This window comes from Dactylosporangium cerinum, assembly GCF_042653625.1.
GTDB lineage: Bacteria > Actinomycetota > Actinomycetes > Mycobacteriales > Micromonosporaceae > Dactylosporangium > Dactylosporangium cerinum.
Genome location: NZ_JBHSIU010000070.1, coordinates 18,680 through 34,830, shown reverse-complemented (window position 1 = coordinate 34,830; position 16,151 = coordinate 18,680). Strand labels below are relative to the sequence as shown.

19 protein-coding genes are annotated in these 16,151 nt (G+C 70.1%); 10 read left to right on the top strand and 9 right to left on the bottom strand.

Annotated features, from left to right (window positions below):
- Nucleotides 1-8: 8 nt before the first annotated feature.
- The 5 genes from ACFPIJ_RS46320 to pdhA form a co-directional block, all read right to left on the bottom strand.
- On the bottom strand, nucleotides 9-1,775 hold the full coding sequence (locus ACFPIJ_RS46320) for an LppU/SCO3897 family protein (RefSeq protein WP_380125887.1): 1,767 nt from the start codon (nucleotides 1,773-1,775) through the stop codon (nucleotides 9-11).
- Nucleotides 1,776-1,960: 185 nt separating this feature from the next.
- On the bottom strand, nucleotides 1,961-2,095 hold the full coding sequence (locus ACFPIJ_RS46315) for a hypothetical protein (RefSeq protein ID WP_380125886.1): 135 nt from the start codon (nucleotides 2,093-2,095) through the stop codon (nucleotides 1,961-1,963).
- A 243-nt stretch (nucleotides 2,096-2,338) separates the two neighbouring features.
- On the bottom strand, nucleotides 2,339-3,715 hold the full coding sequence (locus tag ACFPIJ_RS46310; RefSeq protein WP_380125885.1) for a dihydrolipoamide acetyltransferase family protein: 1,377 nt from the start codon (nucleotides 3,713-3,715) through the stop codon (nucleotides 2,339-2,341).
- An 11-nt stretch (nucleotides 3,716-3,726) separates the two neighbouring features.
- Complete coding sequence (locus tag ACFPIJ_RS46305) at nucleotides 3,727-4,707, bottom strand: alpha-ketoacid dehydrogenase subunit beta (protein ID WP_380125976.1); 981 nt, start codon at nucleotides 4,705-4,707, stop codon at nucleotides 3,727-3,729.
- On the bottom strand, nucleotides 4,704-5,837 hold the full coding sequence (gene pdhA / locus ACFPIJ_RS46300; protein WP_380125884.1) for a pyruvate dehydrogenase (acetyl-transferring) E1 component subunit alpha: 1,134 nt from the start codon (nucleotides 5,835-5,837) through the stop codon (nucleotides 4,704-4,706). Before pdhA ends, ACFPIJ_RS46305 begins: the two co-directional genes overlap by 4 nt.
- Before the next feature lie 350 nt (nucleotides 5,838-6,187).
- Between pdhA and ACFPIJ_RS46295 the strand changes: the two genes are divergently transcribed.
- Complete coding sequence (locus ACFPIJ_RS46295; RefSeq protein WP_380125883.1) at nucleotides 6,188-6,781, top strand: hypothetical protein; 594 nt, start codon at nucleotides 6,188-6,190, stop codon at nucleotides 6,779-6,781.
- A 3-nt stretch (nucleotides 6,782-6,784) separates the two neighbouring features.
- Here ACFPIJ_RS46295 and ACFPIJ_RS46290 read toward each other — a convergent pair whose 3' ends face one another.
- Nucleotides 6,785-6,964, bottom strand: coding sequence for a hypothetical protein (locus ACFPIJ_RS46290; RefSeq protein ID WP_354785454.1), 180 nt, complete (start codon nucleotides 6,962-6,964; stop codon nucleotides 6,785-6,787).
- Entirely contained in the window at nucleotides 6,964-7,221 is a 258-nt protein-coding gene (locus ACFPIJ_RS46285; protein WP_380125882.1) for a hypothetical protein, read from the bottom strand. Before ACFPIJ_RS46285 ends, ACFPIJ_RS46290 begins: the two co-directional genes overlap by 1 nt.
- Before the next feature lie 175 nt (nucleotides 7,222-7,396).
- Between ACFPIJ_RS46285 and ACFPIJ_RS46280 the strand changes: the two genes are divergently transcribed.
- The 4 genes from ACFPIJ_RS46280 to ACFPIJ_RS46265 all read left to right on the top strand — a co-directional run bounded on the left by ACFPIJ_RS46280 (nucleotide 7,397) and on the right by ACFPIJ_RS46265 (nucleotide 10,408).
- On the top strand, nucleotides 7,397-8,257 hold the full coding sequence (locus tag ACFPIJ_RS46280; protein WP_380125881.1) for a helix-turn-helix domain-containing protein: 861 nt from the start codon (nucleotides 7,397-7,399) through the stop codon (nucleotides 8,255-8,257).
- A gap of 12 nt (nucleotides 8,258-8,269) precedes the next feature.
- Nucleotides 8,270-8,470, top strand: a complete 201-nt coding sequence (locus ACFPIJ_RS46275) for a DUF397 domain-containing protein (RefSeq protein WP_033359839.1) — start codon at nucleotides 8,270-8,272, stop codon at nucleotides 8,468-8,470.
- Between the two features lie 336 nt (nucleotides 8,471-8,806).
- Entirely contained in the window at nucleotides 8,807-9,247 is a 441-nt protein-coding gene (locus tag ACFPIJ_RS46270; RefSeq protein WP_380125880.1) for a GNAT family N-acetyltransferase, read from the top strand.
- Between the two features lie 123 nt (nucleotides 9,248-9,370).
- Nucleotides 9,371-10,408 (top strand): DUF4192 domain-containing protein, encoded by a 1,038-nt coding sequence (locus ACFPIJ_RS46265; RefSeq protein WP_380125878.1) that lies wholly within the window; start codon nucleotides 9,371-9,373, stop codon nucleotides 10,406-10,408.
- Here the strand turns inward: ACFPIJ_RS46265 and fdhD are convergent.
- Nucleotides 10,293-11,300 (bottom strand): formate dehydrogenase accessory sulfurtransferase FdhD, encoded by a 1,008-nt coding sequence (gene fdhD / locus ACFPIJ_RS46260; protein WP_380125876.1) that lies wholly within the window; start codon nucleotides 11,298-11,300, stop codon nucleotides 10,293-10,295. The genes ACFPIJ_RS46265 and fdhD overlap by 116 nt on opposite strands.
- A 975-nt stretch (nucleotides 11,301-12,275) precedes the next feature.
- Between fdhD and mobA the strand changes: the two genes are divergently transcribed.
- From mobA to ACFPIJ_RS46245, 3 genes are read left to right on the top strand one after another with little or no spacing between them, the layout of a single operon-like run.
- Nucleotides 12,276-13,001 (top strand): molybdenum cofactor guanylyltransferase, encoded by a 726-nt coding sequence (gene mobA, locus ACFPIJ_RS46255; RefSeq protein WP_380125874.1) that lies wholly within the window; start codon nucleotides 12,276-12,278, stop codon nucleotides 12,999-13,001.
- On the top strand, nucleotides 13,001-13,246 hold the full coding sequence (locus ACFPIJ_RS46250) for a DUF6457 domain-containing protein (RefSeq protein ID WP_380125872.1): 246 nt from the start codon (nucleotides 13,001-13,003) through the stop codon (nucleotides 13,244-13,246). Before mobA ends, ACFPIJ_RS46250 begins: the two co-directional genes overlap by 1 nt.
- A gap of 54 nt (nucleotides 13,247-13,300) precedes the next feature.
- Complete coding sequence (locus ACFPIJ_RS46245) at nucleotides 13,301-14,362, top strand: T3SS (YopN, CesT) and YbjN peptide-binding chaperone 1 (RefSeq protein ID WP_380125870.1); 1,062 nt, start codon at nucleotides 13,301-13,303, stop codon at nucleotides 14,360-14,362.
- On the opposite strand, the gene ACFPIJ_RS46240 is transcribed toward ACFPIJ_RS46245, so the two are convergent.
- Nucleotides 14,359-14,784: a DUF6232 family protein gene (locus tag ACFPIJ_RS46240; RefSeq protein ID WP_380125868.1), complete on the bottom strand. Its 426-nt coding sequence runs from the start codon at nucleotides 14,782-14,784 to the stop codon at nucleotides 14,359-14,361. The genes ACFPIJ_RS46245 and ACFPIJ_RS46240 overlap by 4 nt on opposite strands.
- Before the next feature lie 279 nt (nucleotides 14,785-15,063).
- Between ACFPIJ_RS46240 and ACFPIJ_RS46235 the strand changes: the two genes are divergently transcribed.
- Together ACFPIJ_RS46235 and ACFPIJ_RS46230 are read left to right on the top strand one after the other, a co-directional pair.
- Complete coding sequence (locus ACFPIJ_RS46235) at nucleotides 15,064-15,921, top strand: helix-turn-helix domain-containing protein (protein WP_380125866.1); 858 nt, start codon at nucleotides 15,064-15,066, stop codon at nucleotides 15,919-15,921.
- Between the two features lie 35 nt (nucleotides 15,922-15,956).
- Nucleotides 15,957-16,151 carry a DUF397 domain-containing protein gene (locus ACFPIJ_RS46230; RefSeq protein WP_380125864.1) on the top strand — a complete coding sequence of 65 codons (195 nt, stop codon included), beginning with the start codon at nucleotides 15,957-15,959 and terminating at the stop codon, nucleotides 16,149-16,151.

Here is a 16,151-nt window from a genome sequence, read left to right as displayed (position 1 = left end):
CCGGTGCGTCACTTTGCGGCGGCGGGGCGCAGGCAGAGGACCTCGTCCTTCTGGCCCTTGTGCTGCAGCACGATGTACGGCTGGCTGGCGTCCGAGCAGCTCTCCGGCTTCTCGACCTTCTGCACGATGGTGAACGCGTCCTTGTCCGAGCAGCTGGCCTTCTTCGCCGAGTCGCCGTCCTGCTTCACGCACGAGTTGACCGCGAAACTGGTGCTGCCGGCGTTGTTGAGGGCCACGACGATGCCGGTGCCCGCGACCGCGAGCAGGAACACGACCACCACCACGACAAGCCCGAGGATGAGACCACGCTTGCTCTTCGGTGCGGCCGGCGGCGTCGGTACGCCCGGATCCCCGCCAACCGGTGCCCCCGCCTGCGGCGGTGCGTCGCCCGGCATCGTGACGAGATCGCTGTAGTGCGGACCGGGCGGCGCGGCGCTGGGCACCGAGGCCTGGTACACGCCGGTGGCCGGGGGCGGTGCCGCCTGGTAGATGCCGGCGGCGGGTGGGCCCGAGGCCGGGGCGTTGGTGGCGGGCGGCGCGGATGCCTGGTAGAGGCCGGTCGCCGGAGGGGCCGACGTCGGGTACGTGGCCGGCGGCGCGGACGCCTGGTACATGCCGGTGGCGGGCGGTGCGGAGGCCGGGGGAGTGCTCACTGGCGGGACCGACACCTGGGCGCGGGCCGCGTACGAGGCCGCCGGCGGGATCTTGCCGAGGTTCGGCGGTGCCGGGATCTCGCCGGCGGGCGGGTTGCCGTACGGGTTGGGCTGGGCGTCTTCCCCGGCCGGGGCGCCGTACGTGGCCGGCGGCGCAGAGGCCGGGGCGGTGCCGTAGGTGGCTGGCGGGGCGGAGGCCGGGGCGGTGCCGTAGGTGGCCGGCGGGGCGGAGGTCGGTGGCACGGACGTCGGCGCACCGTAGGTGGCCGGGGGAGCGGAGGTCGGCGGGGCCGAGGTCGGGCCACCGGCCGCCGGTGGGGCGGAGGTGGGGACCTGGGCGGTGCCGTACGACGATGGCTGGCCCGGTGCGTGCGGTGGGGCAGACGTGGGCGGCTGGATGGATCCCGGGACCTGGGCGCTGCCGGAGACCTGAGCGGTGCCGTAGGTCCGCGCGCTGCCGGAGACCGGGGCGGCGGAGACGGGAGCGTTGCCATACGGCCCGCCGGCGGCCTGCGCCGAGCCGGGGATCTGCGCCGCACCGGAGACCTGCGCCGCACCGGAGACCTGCGCCGAACCCGGGACCTGCGCCGCACCGGACGGTCCGCCCGAGGCTGGATACGCGGGGACCTGGGCCGAGCCGGCCGGGCTGCCGGATGACGGGTATCCCGGGACCTGGGCCGAGCCGCCGGGCGGGGTGTCCGCGGTCTGTGCCGCTGGGGTGAAGCCGGGGAAGCTGCCGGGAGGACCGGCGGGCGCGTTCGGCGGCGGAGGCACGCGGGCCGGGAGCGGGCTGGGCGGTGGCGCGAACGGCCCGGCCGGCGGGAACGGCCCGGGGCGGGCCGGCGGCTCGTCCTGCTCGGCGGCGGCCTCGGCGGGAGGGACAGGGGGCGGCGCGGCGGCGGGCGCGACCGGCGGCGGGGAAACCGGCGCGACCGGGGAGCCGTACGTCGCCGGTGTGGGCGGTGCAGCCGGGGTCGGCGGCTGGACAGGAGGTCTGGTCGGCATCGGGACCGACGCGGTGGCTCGCACGGTGCCGGCCGGTGGCGTGCCGGGCGGGGGTGAGCTCGGCGCGCTCGCCGCACTCTCGTCCGCTTCGGACGGGTGGGGCTGGTCGGACGTCATCGTGCCTCCTGTGGGTCAGACCCTTGCGACCGTAGTCGACCCGAACCGTACATGGCAGAGCGGAGGCTCAGGTTCGCACGAGCTGCGCACCCAGAATAGGTGAACAAAACAGCCCGCCCCGGTCCGGGGAGGGTTCGGACCAGGGCGGCTGAGTGTGGCGACCTGCGGAGTGTGGAGCAGTGGGCTCAACTTCGGCTGAGCATGGCGTGGAGTTCGTCGCGCAGGGCGCTCGACGGGTTCTTGGCGATCGCGCGCTCGATGGCGTCGCGGCGGCGGGCGGCGTTGCGGCGGGCGCGGTAACGCTCCATGAAGGTGCTCACGGCTGGCTCCTTTGGGATGTAAGGACGAGGCTTGGTGCCCATTCATTACACGCCCACGGAAAGATCCATAGCCAGCGAATGGCAAGTGACGCGGCGCACCTGCCGACGATTCGTAGGGTGGGGGCTGCGTAAACGCCCAGTTCGTCGGCCATATGACAGTGGCCCGGCGCATCAGCGCCGGGCCACTTGCCGTGAATTGGCCTGCTAGGTCCAGGCCGCCCGGCTAGCTCCGGGCCGGTCCGGCTAGCTCCAGGCCAGCAACGAACCCTCGGGGTCCTCCAGGAAGGCGCCGACGTCGCGCAGGAACTTCGAGCCCAGCTCGCCGTCGATGATCCGGTGGTCGAACGACAGGCCAAGCGTCGTCACCTGGCGGATCTTGATCTTGCCCTTGTGGACCCAGGGCGTGTCGCGGACGGCGCCGAACACCAGGATCGCCGATTCGCCGGGAGGCAGGATCGGGGTGCCGGTGTCGATGCCGAACACGCCGACGCTCGTGATCGTGAACGTGCCGCCGCTCATCGCCGCCGGGGAGGTCTTGCCCTCGCGGGCGGTGGCGACCAGGGCGTTGAGGGCGTCGGCGAGCTCCCGGGTGCTGAGCGTGTCGGCGTCCTTCACGTTGGGCACGATCAGGCCCCGCTCCGTCGCCGCGGCGATGCCGAGGTTGACGAAGTGCTTGACCACGATCTCAGCGCCGGTCGGGGAGCCCTGCCACGACGAGTTGACCATCGGGTGGCGCTTGAGCGCGACCAGCGCGGCCTTGGCGACCATGAGCAGCGGGGACACCCGCACGTCGCGCCAGTCGCGCTTGGTCTTGAGCCGTTCGAGCGCCTTCATCGAGCGGGTGACGTCGACCGTCAGGAACTCGGTGACGTGCGGCGCGGTGAAGGCGCTGGCCACCATGTTCTCGGCGGTCAGCTTCCGCACGCCCTTGACCGGGATCCGTTCCTCGCGGCCGACCCTGGTGACCGCGGGAGCGGCGGCGACGGCCGGGGCGGAGGACACGGACAGCACGTCGTCGCGCGTGATCGAGCCGTTCGGACCACTGCCGTCAATACCGACCAGGTCCACGCCCAGGTCCCGGGCGAGCTTGCGGACCGGGGGCTTGGCCAGGACGGATGGCGAGCCGGTGGACTCTGCCTTCAGCACGGGAGCCGGTGCGGGCGGTGCGGGAGGCTCGCTCTGTACCAATGCTGCAGTTGTCGTTGCACTTGTTCTTGGCCGGCGCTTGGCGGCGCCGGTTTTCGGACCGTAGCCGACGAGGACGGCCGTGCGGCCACCCGGTGCGGGACCGCCGATCATGCCGGGCTCGACCGGGCCGTCACCGGCGATGTCGACGGCGGCCAGGGACGCGGCGGAAGGCGCCGGCGTGGAGTTTCCAGGGTCGGTGTCGATCGCGATGATCGTGGCGCCGACCTCGACCATGGTGCCCTCGGGGTGGAAGATCTTGGCGACCTGGCCGGCCCACTTGGCCGGGATCTCGACCGCCGCCTTCGCGGTCTCGACCTCGACGATCGGCTGGTTGAGCTCGATCGTGTCGCCGACGTTGACCAGCCACTTGAGGATTTCACCCTCGGTGAGGCCTTCGCCCAGATCGGGAAGGTTGAACTCTTTGACCGTCACTGCGCGTCCCCTCAGAACCCGAACGAGCGGTCGACGGCGTCGAGCACCCGGTCGAGGTCGGGCAGGTACTCCTCCTCGACGCGGGCGGCCGGGTACGGCGTGTCGAACCCGGTGACGCGCAGGACCGGCGCCTCGAGGGAGTAGAAGCACTCCTCGGTGATCCGGGCCGCGATCTCCGAGCCGAGACCCAGGTTGCCGGGCGCCTCGTGCACGACGATCGCGCGGCCGGTGCGCCGCACCGACTCGTAGACCGGGCCCAGGTCGAGCGGCGAGAGCGTGCGCAGGTCGATGACCTCCAGCTCGCGCCCGTCCTCGGCGGCGGCGGTTGCGGCGTCCAGCGCCGTGCGGACCATCGGCCCGTAGGCGAGCAGGGTGGCGTCGGCGCCGGTCCGCACGACCCGCGAGACGTGCAGCGGTGCGCTCGCGGTGTCGACGTTGACCTGGCCCTTCTCCCAGTAGCGGCGCTTGGGCTCCATGAAGATGATCGGGTCGTCGGACTCGATCGACTGCTGGATCATCCAGTACGCGTCGTCGGGGTTGGAGCAGGAGACGACCTTGAGGCCCGCGGTGTGCGCGAAGTAGGCCTCGGGCGACTCGGAGTGGTGCTCGACCGCGCCGATGCCGCCGCCGAACGGGATCCGGATGACGATGGGCAGGCTGACCTTGCCCTGGGAGCGGTAGTGCATCTTCGCGACCTGGGACACGATCTGGTCGTAGGCCGGGTAGACGAACCCGTCGAACTGGATCTCGCACACCGGCCGGTAGCCCCGGATCGCAAGGCCGACGGCGGTGCCGATGATGCCGGACTCGGCCAGCGGCGTGTCGATGACGCGCTCGTCACCGAAGTCCTTCTGCAGGCCGTCGGTGATGCGGAAGACGCCGCCGAGCTTGCCGACGTCCTCGCCCATGATGAGGACCTTGGGGTCGCGCTCCATCACCCGGCGCAGGCCGGTGTTGAGCGCCTTGCCGATCGTCAGGGTCTCGGCCATCAGTGCCCACTCCCCTCGAACGACGCCATGTAGGTGCTGAACTGCGCCCGCTGCTCGTCGAGCTCGGGTGAGCCGTGCGGGTAGACATGGTCGAACAGGGAACGTGGGTCCGGGTCCGGCATGCTGAGGACGCGCTCGCGCAGGTCGACGGCGGCGACCCGGGCCTCCTCGTCGATCGCGGCGAAGAAGTCGTCGCCGGCGATGCCCTGCTTGTCGAGGAACGCCCGCAGCCGCTTGATCGGGTCCTTCGCCTGCCAGGCCTCGACCTCGCTGGCGATCCGGTAGCGCGTCGGGTCGTCCGACGTGGTGTGGGCGCCCATCCGGTACGTGTACGCCTCGATCAGCGACGGCCCCTGGCCGTGGCGGGCGTCGTCGAGGGCCTTGCGGGTGACCGCGTAGCAGGCGAGCACGTCGTTGCCGTCGACCCGCAGGCCGGGGAAGCCGAAGCCGCTGGCCCGGTGGTACAGGGGGACGCGCGTCTGCCGCTCGAGCGGCTCGGAGATCGCATACTGGTTGTTCTGGCAGAAGAACACCAGCGGGGCGTTGAAGACCGAGGCCCAGATGAACGCCTCGTTGACGTCGCCCTGGCTGGTGGCGCCGTCGCCGAAGTAGGCGATGACGGCCTCGCCGTCGTCGGAGCCGACCTTGCCGTCCTTGCTGACGCCCATCGCATATCCGGTCGCGTGCAGGGTCTGCGCGCCGATGACGATCGTGTACATGCCGAACTTGAACTCATTGGGGTCCCAGGCGCCCTGGTCGACGCCCCGGAACAGGCGCAGCGGCATGATCGGGTCGATGCCGCGGCAGTAGAGCACACCGTGCTCGCGGTAGGTCGGGAACGCCATGTCCTGCGTGCGCAGGGCCCGGCCCGAGCCGACCTGCGCCGCCTCCTGGCCCAGCAGGCTCGCCCAGATGCCCAGCTCGCCCTGGCGCTGCAGGGCGGTCGCCTCGGCGTCGAGCTTCCGGACCACGACGAGGTCGTGGTAGAGCGAGCGGTATTCCTCGTCGGTGAAGTCGACCGTGTAGTCGGGGTGTTCGACCCGATCTCCTTCAGGGGTGAGCAGCTGCACGAACGCGGGTTCAGGCGCGGCCCGTGTTCCTGACGCTCGGGCCTTTGCTTCGCCCTTCGCCATCCGTTTCTCCCTGTCGTCTCTCGCGTCGGCAGCGGGGGTAACCCTGCCGCGCAGCGGGGGTGGCTGCTACGCGGCGGCCCTGTTGAGGCCGGCGCGTCGCGGTGGGTGTGAGTGGATCACGCCCGGGAGCCGGCCCTGAGGCTCAGTCGCAGGGTATGCGGACGCTACAGCCCCGTTGCCGGTGTGTGTCCAGCATCGCAGAAGGCGTGTGGATCGACACCATGGAGTTCGGGTTCCGCGGGGCTGCAAGGTCGAAAAATCCCTCCAGAACGGGCAGATCCTCGTCCGATGCGTGGCAGTTAGTCCTATGAGCTTCGTTCTGCACTCCCCCGCACACTGGAGCACCCACGTTGGAATCCGATGTCCGTACCCACCGCATACTGTCGTCGAACCGCCGTCCGCTGCTGATTTCCGCCCTGCTCGTGGCCCTGACCTCGGTGCCGACCTTGATCGTGGTCGCCGCCGGCAGCGCCTCGCTGGACATGGCGCCGTCCGTCCGGACGCCCATCGTCGCTGAGCCGCGGCCCGGGCCGCTCGTGCTCGCCCCGACGCCCAGCAGCGGGCTGCACGGCACCGAGGTGCCGTCGACCGCCGGGAAGCCGACCGCGCCGCGACCGCCCGCCACCGTGGTCAAACCGCGCGCCACCGTCCGCACCTCAGGTGGCTCGGGTGGCGGTTTTTCCGTCGGTACGGCCAGCAAGGCGCCCACGTCCGTCCCAGCGCCGGAGGTGCAGGCGCCTGCTGTTGTGCGGCCTCCGGTGTCTCAGCCTCCAGCGGCCCAGCCGTCGCCCACCGGGACCCCGATTCAGAACAAGGCGTGGCCGGGCTGGGACGCCAAGCTCAAGGGGAAGCCGGAAGCACTGAAGCGCCACGGCGGTCATCGGTCCCGAAAGGGGTCGGCCGATCAGTCAGACCTGGCGGACTGCCCACCGTCGGCGTTGTAACGGTCAACGGCCGGCGCGCGTGTTGGAGTTGCGGGTCACCACCGCCCAGGCGGTGGAGAACGGCTTGCACGGCCAGTGCGCGCAGCCGGCCGCGCAGCGGGTGACCTGCTGGACGCGCAGCGGCTGGTGACGGGCCACCAGGCGGCGGGCGTCGGTCACTGCGTGGTCGTAGATGACGGCCATCAGAACCCCTGCGCCGCGGGCGCGGTCCACAGGATGCGGGCGGGGTACAGCTGCTGGGCGGTCGCGAGCGCAGCCTCCGCGGACTGGAAGACGGCGATCTCGGACTTCCCATTGCTCAGGCGCCACGTGAGCACGGCCTGATCCGGCAGCTCGTGACCCCAGGCAACGACCTGGGGATGGTCGTCGTCGAAGGGATCGGCGACAATGCCGAAAAGTCGCGGCGCGCCTTCGAGCAGGATCACGTCGTCTTCGATCACGACGGATCTCCCTCCGGCTGGGGAACCATCTGACCGCCTCAGAATGCATGTGCAGGTTTCCCGCGGCAATACGTTCCGTCAAACTTGAGTAGAGCAACCCGATCGCTCACTGACGCACATGCTTGCGCGGCAACCCGGTAACGGACACACTCGTCCTGAGTAATGGAGGTGAGCCGTGTCCCACGCGCACAGCCCCACGTTCCCCCGCTTCCAGTTGGGCAAACAACTCCGACGGCTGCGCGAGCAGGCAAGGCTCACCACCGAGGACGTCGGCCTGCAACTCGACTGCTCGCCCAGCACGATCAGCCGCATGGAAGGCGGGAAGGTCGGCATCCGCCGGAGCACGCTCGAACAGTTGCTCAAGATTTACGACGTTGATGATCGTGATCTGACCGAGACATTGATCGCGCTCGCGAAGGAAGGCAAGACCCGGGGCTGGTTCGCCCGCTTCGGCGACCTTCCCAGCCACTACTCCCGGTACATCGGCCTCGAGTCCAACGCGATCGAGATGCGTGACTACGAGGCGCTGGTGGTGCCCGGTCTGCTGCAGACGGAGGAGTACACGCGGGCGCTGCTCGCCGCCGCGTCCCCCTCCGGTGAGTCGGACGACGCCGTCCAGGCGCACGTCAGTGCCCGCCGTGAGCGCCAGGAGCTGCTCACCAGGGCCGATGATCCACTGCAGTTCATCGCGGTCCTGGACGAGAGTGTCATCCGGCGTCTCATCGGTGGGGCAGACGTCATGCGGTCGCAGCTCAAGCACCTGGCCGACATGGGCCGGGCGAGGAACGTGACGGTCCAGATCCTTCCGTTCAGCGGGGGGGCCTATGCCGGCATGGCTGGGTCGTTCGCGATCCTCAAGTTCCAAGGTGCACCAAGTGTCGTGTATGCCGAAGCCATGGCAGGGGACATCTACCAGGAAGCCGGAGATGTCCAGCGGTATCACGACGTGTTCGAAAGTCTGCGAGCCGCCGCGCTCAGCCCATTCGAATCGATCAGGTTGATCGACTCCGCGGTGGCTGAGACGGCCCGACAATGAAGGAGTGCGCAGATGGCTGCGCTGAACGAGCGGTGGCACAAGCCCACCCGAAGCGGTAACAACGGACAGTGCGTCGAAGCGCGGTTCGTCGACGGCGTCGTCGAGGTCCGCAACTCCAACGCCCCGGACGCGGGATCGGTGCGCTTCACCCGCGCCGAATGGGAGACCTTCATCGCGGCCGTCGACACCGACGGTGAATTCCGCCTGCCGTAAAACTCAGCATGCAGCGAAGGGACCGCCTCGACCCGGCGGTCCCTTCGTCGTTTCAGCTGCGAGCCGTTCCTGATGTTATCGCCAACAAGCTTGGGTCAGTAACCTTTCGGGCGCGATCCGCGTGATGCAACAAAAGGCGTGAAACGGTCAGGGGGCGGTCGCCGGGGTGCAATACCGCGATGTGGGTGTCGCGGAGCGTCGCACCGGAGTAAGCATGGATGCATGGCGACTGTTCGCGCAGATGGCGGCGTGGGTGGCGGCGTCGCGACGCTGCAGCCGACGATCCGTGCATACCGACCGACGGACCATCGAGAGTGCCGCCACCTATGGGCGGAGTTGACCGAGGAACATCACCATCTCTATCCCGCCGCGCCACCCGTGGGCGGTGAGCCGGGCGCCGCGTTCGAGGAGTACCTCACCCGGCTCGACCTGTCCGGCATGTGGGTCGCCGAGATCCTGGGCGTCGGCGTGGTCGGCATGGTCGGGCTCATCCTCGACGGCCGCGGCGGCCAGGTCGAGCCGTTGGTCGTGGCGTCGGCCCGGCGCCACGAGGGGATCGGCCGGGCGCTCCTGGAGCAGGTCGCTGACCAGGCCAGACGGCGAGGGCTCAGGCAGTTGAGCATCTCGCCGGCGGCGCGCAACCTGGACGCGCTCCGGTGCCTGCACGCGGCCGGATACGACGCCGTCGCCAGGGTCACGCTCGCGATCGACCTGCACCCTGACGGGCAGGACTGGAAGGACGGGATCGACCTGCACGATCAGCGGTTCCGTTTCTAGAGCCGTCTGCCTTTGGTCAAGCTTTGTCAAGCGCCGGGTTCCGGCTGTGGATCGAAACGGACGTTGTCCACAGCCGAAAACCGCTAGTTCCCGTGCCTGGCGGCAACCGCCAGGCTCGGATGCATGACGACCGCGACCTCCACCATCGCCCAGCCCCGGCTGCGGCTGCGCACTCCCGAAGACATCCTGGCCGGCACGCCGTATCTGTTCGGGTTCCACCCGTCCGACAGCATCGTGGCTCTCGGCGTGCGCGGCCGCCGGCTCCGCTTCCACCTGCGCGACGACCTGCGCGACCAGTGCGAGGACCTCGGCACCCTCGCCGAGGGCTATGCGGACATGTTCCACCGCCAGCACGTCGACCACGTCGTGCTGATCGGCTACGGCCCACCGGAGCGCGTCGAGCCGCTCCTCCTCGCCACCGCGGCCGCGATGCGCCGCCAGGGCGTCGCCGTCCACGAGATGCTCTGGGCGCACGAGGGGCGCTACCGGTCCCTCATCTGCGACTCGGCCTGCTGCTGCCCGGCGGAGGGCGTGCCGTATGACGTCACCGCCTCGGCGATCGCGGCCACCGCCACGCTCATCGGGATGGTCGCCCTGCCCGACCGGGCCACCCTCGTCGACAGCCTTGCCGGACCGACCGGCGCCGCCCTCGACACGGCCGAGCGCGCGGCCCGCCACGCCCAGGCCCGGCTCGCCGGGTCCGCGGGCACCCCGGCCGACGGCCCCGCCGCCCTCGACACGGCCCTGCGACGCACCCGCGCGGGCGACCGGCTGACCGACGAGGAGGTCGCCTGGGTCGCGTTCCTCATCCACAACCTGCGCCTGCGTGACGAGGCCTGGATGCGCATCGACCGCGACGGCGAGCCCGGCCTCGCGGTCCACGAGCGCCTGTGGACCGACGTGCTGCGCCGCTGCGCCCCGACGTTCGCCGCGCCCGCCGCGATGCTGGTCTCGTATGCCGCCTGGCGCTCCGGCAACGGCGTGCGCTCCCGCATCGCGGTCGAGCGCGCCCTGGACGCCGACCCGGGCTACAGCGCCGCCAAGCTCATGGCCGAGATCCTGGACCGGGGCCTGTCGCCGCAGTCGCTCCCGCCGATCGTGCGACGGGACCGGCGGCGTGCTCCAGCCCGACGACGCGTTGCGCGCCGGCGTAGACGTTGAAGGTCTGCCCGCGCAGGAAGCCGACCAGGGTCAGACCGGCCTCCTCGGCCAGATCCACCGCCAGCGTGCTCGGCGCCGACACCGCCGCGAGCACCGGGATGCCGGCCATCCACGCCTTCTGGCACAGCTCGAAACTGGCCCGGCCACTCACCACCAGGACATGACCGGCGAGCGGGAGCCTCCCCTGCCGCACCGCCCACCCGACGACCTTGTCGACGGCGTTGTGCCGCCCCACGTCCTCCCGCAGGCAGACCAGCGTCCCGTCGGCCGTGAACAACCCCGCCGCGTGCAACCCACCCGTCGTCCTGAAGGCCCGCTGCCCCTCCCGCAGCGCGTCAGGCAGCCCGGCGAGCACCTCCGGCGCCACCCGGACCCCGTCCCCAAGCACGTCGAAGAGCGACCGCGTCCGCACCGCGTCGATGCTCGCCTTCCCGCACACCCCACACGACGACGTGGTGTAGAAGTTCCTGGCCGGATCGACCGCCGGCGCCGGCACCCCAGCCGCCAACGCCACGTCGACGACGTTGTACGTGTTGGCCTCCTGATCACCGGCACACAACTGCGCTGTCCGCACGTCCTGCGCCGACCTGATGATCCCCTCGGTCAACAAGAACCCGATCGCCAGATCCAGGTCGTCCCCGGGCGTCCGCATGGTGACCGCCAGCGGCGGCCTGGCCGCCCCAGCCACCCCGACCCTGATCTCCAGCGGTTCTTCGGCCACCAAGGTGTCCGGCCCCACCTTCACGACCACGTGAACCGCTTGCCCGTCCCCGTGCCCGACCGCTACCCCGGAGCCGGCGGCTGCTGTGGTGCCAGCGATTGCTGGTGCGTCGACGGAGGTCGGGACGACGTTCACCCGTGCGATCGTGCGTCGTTGCGTGACGCGTCCCATGGTCGGGCCTCCAAGTCAGATGCTCATGTCGTTCAGGGCGCGCCGGGCAACGGGTGCGCTACCCGATACTCCCCAGTCGCCACCCGGCGCGACCACTCTTCCGCGCACTGGATTCCGGCGGGCGCGCGGGGCGTCGCCGAGTGGCCGCGATCGGGAAGCCGAGTGCGGTCCTGACCTATCGTCGGTCGCTCGGCCTGCCCGGACCAACCATCATCCGGGCGCATCACCCCCCGCCGTTGATCAAAGCCGTCCCGTGGTCACCCCGGTCGCCGTCCCGTGCCTTCGATCACCAGCGGCGCGGTTGCACGCCGAGCGGGTGCAGCAGGGCGAAGTCGCGGAAGGCCGAATCCCAGCGGCGCGCCCGTGCGCCAACCCGGGTGGTCGGTGGCTTACTCGTCGCTCAGGGTTCGTGCCGGCTTTCGCCTCGCTGGACGATCTTGTGACCGTGATCGAAGGCGCGGGCGGGTCGTGTGGGCGACCAGATCAGTCCTTTGATCACGGTCGCAAGATTCGGCCGTCTGGCGACAGGCCGGCCGCCGGCGGCGTAGTTGGGCACTGTGCTGCTGCGCCGGGCGTTGCGTCGCTGTGGTTGGGCGACGTGTTTGTTCCGGGGGTTGTGCCGCTGCGGTTGGGCGCCGGGCTGTTGTGGTTGGTCGCCGTGCGGTTGGGTTGCGTGCTGCGCTGCTGATGATCGAAGTCGCGGACTGGTCGTCCAGGTGGCCATGGGCGACTTCGATCACCGGGGGGAGATCCACTCCCGGCGCAGAACATGTGGGCAAAGAGGCTGATCTGGACATCGGCAGCGCCGGATCGGGCGGCGGGTATGCGGCGTGGTTGCCGGATCCCCACAAGCGGAAGGATCCTGCCGGGACCTTTCCCAGATCGAAGTCGTTCCGTGGCCGTGCAGTCGGGCGGTGCACGGCTTTGATCACGAGCGGGTGCGGGGGTGTTCCGGTCGGCGGTACGTTCTGGGGCATGCGGGCAGCCATCACATGGCCGGAACTGACGGCCGTGGTCCTTGCCGGTGGTGGTGGGACCCGGCTCGGGGGCAAGGACAAGCCGATGCTCACCGTCGCTGGGGTGCCCATGCTGGACAGGGTGCTTGCCGCGCTGGAGGGCGCTGGGCGGAGGATCGTGGTCGGGCCGGCGCGGGTCGGTCTGCCCGCCGGCGTGCTCACGGTCCGGGAGGAGCCGGCTGGTGCCGGACCGGCTGCGGCGACGGCGGCTGCGCTCGCTCTGATGCCGGCGGAAGCACCGGCCACGGCGTCACCCGGCGGACTGGCGGGCAAGGGGTCGGACCTGGTCGGGGTGTTCGCGGCGGACCTGCCGCACCTCACGCCCGAGGCGGTGCAGGTGCTGGTCAGCGCGGTGGACGGCGGGACCGGCCGGGTGGACGGGGCCGTGTTCGTCGACGAGCGGGGGAAGCGGCAGCTGCTCTGCGGGGTGTGGCGGGGCGATGCGCTGCGGCGTGGGGTCGAGCGGCTCGGGGACCCGGTGGGCAAGTCGATGCGGGCGGTGTTCGGCGGGCTGGTCATTGCCGAAGTCAGGTGGGAGCGGGACGGGCCATCGCCATACTTCGACTGCGACACGGAGGAGGACCTGAGCCGAGCAAGCGGTGCAAGCCAAACAGCCGGGCAGGCCGGGCAGGCCAGGCAGGCCAGGCGCGCCGGGGGAAGCGGTGTAGAGGGAGTGGAGTGGTGATGGGCGGGAGTGTGGGGGACGAGGAGCTGGCGGCCTGGGTGGTGCGGGCCTGTGCTGAGCTCGGGCTGGAGCCGCTGGGCGTCGGGGAGCGGGACGCGATCCTCGACCTGGCCCGGGACGTGGCGCACCACGTGGTGCGGCCGGGGGCGCCGGTGACGGCGTTCCTGTTGGGAGTGGCGGTGGGGCGGGGAGCCGATCTGGAGGAGACGCGGGCGCGGCTGGCCGCGTTGGTGCGTGGGCGCTGACCCGGGAGGTGCATCGTCTGGATAGGGTGAGGCCCGGGGGGATTGGAGGCGGTCATGGCGGATGATCAGGACTACGAGGCAGCGCTGTTCGACGATGAGGATCCCATCGGCGGGGACCTCAAGGAGAAGGTTGCCGAGGCCTGGCGCGACTTCGCGCGCCACCTGGTCGACGCGCTGCGCCAGCTCGACCCGGGCACGACGCTCGATCTGACGCTGGACCCGACGGCGTCCGGGACCGGTGACGCCGTCTATTCGGTGCAGGTGACCGGCGAGGACGGCGACATGCTCGCCGCGACCGCGGTCGGCAACGCTGACCTACCCCCGGCCTACCGGCTCGGTCGGACCGTCATCGCGGAGATCGTGGCGCTCGGGTGGTCGCCGCCAGGAGTGGTGGCGGGGTCGGGTGAGGCGTTCGGGCTGCGGGTGCCGAAGAGCGACGCGGTGCAGCTCAGCCGCCTGATCATGCGGACGTTGCGGGACATCTACGGCACGCCGCATCCCGCGTTCCTCACCTATCTTGCACATGACGCGCAGGGCCTTGTGGCGGCGTTGCCGTCGCTCGGGGTCGCGCGGTCGCTGGCGTCGATCGTCGACACGGACGAAGACGGGCCGGTCGCCGTGGTGCGCGCCAAGCACAACCTTGAGGAGCAGGGCGAGGATCTGCCCCTGCAGGACAAGGTGGTCACGGTCGTGGCCCGGCTGATGAAGACGACGCCGGAGGAGCTCACGATCGACCCGGACGGTGACATCGGCATCCGGTCGGGCTCGGCCATGGTGTTCGTCCGGGTCCGGGACAACCCGCCGCTGGTCGACGTGTTCTCGCCGATCCTGACCGAGATCGAGCCGACCGAGCGGCTCTACGTGAAGCTGTCCGAGCTCACCAACCGGATGCCGATCGGCCGGCTGTACTGCACCAACGACACGGTGTGGGCGTCGGTGCCGGTGTTCGGCCGGGACTTCCAGGCGACGCACCTGATGCTCGCCGTGCAGGTGATGACCGGGCTCGCGGACGAGCTCGATGACCGCCTGCAGGGCGAGTTCGGTGGCAAGCGCTTCTTCGGTGAAAACGATGCGCCGAGACAGGTTGAAGGCGAGCGCACGGGAATGTATCTCTAACGCCGCGAGCGTTGCAGCGCCCGGGACACCCGGCCGAAGAGGTCGACGTCCCGGGTGCTCAGCAGCGTGACCTGCTTGCCGCGGTAGCCGGCGACCAGGGTGTGCTGCCGGGGCCAGCGCCGTGCGTAGAAGAGCCCGACCAGCCAGGTGATGGCCAGCGCGGACAGCGCGACCAGGACGACCGCGATGGAGCCGGTGGTCGCCACGGCGACGCCGAGCACGACGGTGTTTGCCAGTCCGATCGCGATGCACGCCCGCACGCCTGGGTGCAGGGCACCGGTGCCGTGCGTTGGATGCGTCAGTTCGGCGATCTCGTAGCGGCCGCTCTCGTTGGCGAAGACCCGGTCGGTCACCAGGATTCCGTGCTGGTTGTAGTGGACGACCGGCCTGGACTCGAACGACTGCGGTGCGAAGGAGTTCATAGGGTGCGCTCCCTTGATGCTGGTCGGCGCTCGGGTCACGGGCGCTGACGCGACGAAAGAAGGAGGCGGCAACCGGCCACGGTGACGGCCGCCGTCCAGTGCCCTCTGGGGAAGAGGCACTTTCGAAGCTCAAGCGTCGCCGTCGCCGGGTGAGGCGGATCATGCAGCCTCACCGGTAAGCTTCTGTCTCTATTGCGCATCAACTCTGTCGGAGATGCAAGTGCAACTGTGTGCCGAAAGTTCTCAGCATTTGCGCGCGCATGCGGTACGGTGTGCATGATGTCGTCGAAGCCGAGCCCGACTCTGCTCCGTCGTCAGCTCGGGGCCGAGCTGCGACGGTTGCGTGAGGCTGCCCGGAAGACGGCGGCCGAGGTGGCCACCGAGCTCAAGTGGTCGGAATCCAAGGTCAGCCGGATCGAGACCGCCAACAGCAGCGTCCGTAACCCGGACCTGACCAAGCTCTTCGACCTCTACAAGACCTCTGAGGTCGATCGCACGCGTCTCACCGCCCTCGCTGCGCAATCGCGCCAACGGGCATGGTGGGAGGCGTATGGCGAGGCATTGCTCGGCGCCTATGAGACGTATATCGGGTTCGAGTCCGAGGCGTCCGACGTGTTCATCTATGACGCGGTCATTCTCAATGGCCTGCTGCAAACGGTGGAATACGCCGGGGCGATCATCAATTCGGTGTCGGCGGGCGAGCGGCCCGATGTGGTGAATCAGCGGGTGTCGGTCCGGATGGCCCGGCAGGCGGTCCTGAGCCGGGACCCGCCGCCGAAGATCTGGGCGGTGCTCGACGAGGCGGTCCTGAGCCGGCCCGTGGGTGGCACGAGCGTCATGAAGCGGCAGCTCATGAGGTTGTTGGAGATCGCTGACCGGCCAACGGTGACGCTGCAGATGGTGCCCTTCGACCGCGGCGCCCACCGCGGCATCGACGGGATGTTCACGATTCTCGAGTTTGCCAACGAGTCCGAGCAGCCACTTGTGTACTGCGACGGGATGACCGGCGGGGTGTTCCGCACCCGGCCGGAAGAGGTCCGGCGCTACCTGATGGCGTTCGAGTCGTTGCGGACGGTGGCGCTCAGCCACGCGGAAACACTCGAGTACATTCAGCGGGCCATTCGCGAATACGAGTAGGTCCGGGCAATTTCCCGCGAAGAAAAGGATCTGTCATGAGTATTGTGTGGCGTAAGAGCACGCGTAGTGGATCCAGTGGCTGCGTCGAGGTGCTGCTCGACCCCCGGGCCGTCGGCATCCGCGACTCGAAGGATGCCAACAGCCCGGAGATCTTCGTCGACCCGGCAGCGTGGCGGGCGTTCGTCCAGCACGTGACCGCAAACCAGTACACGACCGAAATTCAGCGCTAG

Coding starts and splice junctions, on each gene's coding strand:
- ACFPIJ_RS46235 (WP_380125866.1), top strand. CDS start 15,064: ATGTCGTCGAAGCCGAGCCCGACTCTGCTCCGTCGTCAGCTCGGGGCC.
- ACFPIJ_RS46250 (WP_380125872.1), top strand. CDS start 13,001: ATGGGCGGGAGTGTGGGGGACGAGGAGCTGGCGGCCTGGGTGGTGCGG.
- pdhA (WP_380125884.1), bottom strand. CDS start 5,837: ATGGCGAAGGGCGAAGCAAAGGCCCGAGCGTCAGGAACACGGGCCGCG.
- ACFPIJ_RS46265 (WP_380125878.1), top strand. CDS start 9,371: ATGACGACCGCGACCTCCACCATCGCCCAGCCCCGGCTGCGGCTGCGC.
- fdhD (WP_380125876.1), bottom strand. CDS start 11,300: ATGGGACGCGTCACGCAACGACGCACGATCGCACGGGTGAACGTCGTC.
- ACFPIJ_RS46275 (WP_033359839.1), top strand. CDS start 8,270: ATGGCTGCGCTGAACGAGCGGTGGCACAAGCCCACCCGAAGCGGTAAC.
- mobA (WP_380125874.1), top strand. CDS start 12,276: ATGCGGGCAGCCATCACATGGCCGGAACTGACGGCCGTGGTCCTTGCC.
- ACFPIJ_RS46290 (WP_354785454.1), bottom strand. CDS start 6,964: ATGGCCGTCATCTACGACCACGCAGTGACCGACGCCCGCCGCCTGGTG.
- ACFPIJ_RS46245 (WP_380125870.1), top strand. CDS start 13,301: ATGGCGGATGATCAGGACTACGAGGCAGCGCTGTTCGACGATGAGGAT.
- ACFPIJ_RS46240 (WP_380125868.1), bottom strand. CDS start 14,784: ATGAACTCCTTCGCACCGCAGTCGTTCGAGTCCAGGCCGGTCGTCCAC.
- ACFPIJ_RS46320 (WP_380125887.1), bottom strand. CDS start 1,775: ATGACGTCCGACCAGCCCCACCCGTCCGAAGCGGACGAGAGTGCGGCG.
- ACFPIJ_RS46230 (WP_380125864.1), top strand. CDS start 15,957: ATGAGTATTGTGTGGCGTAAGAGCACGCGTAGTGGATCCAGTGGCTGC.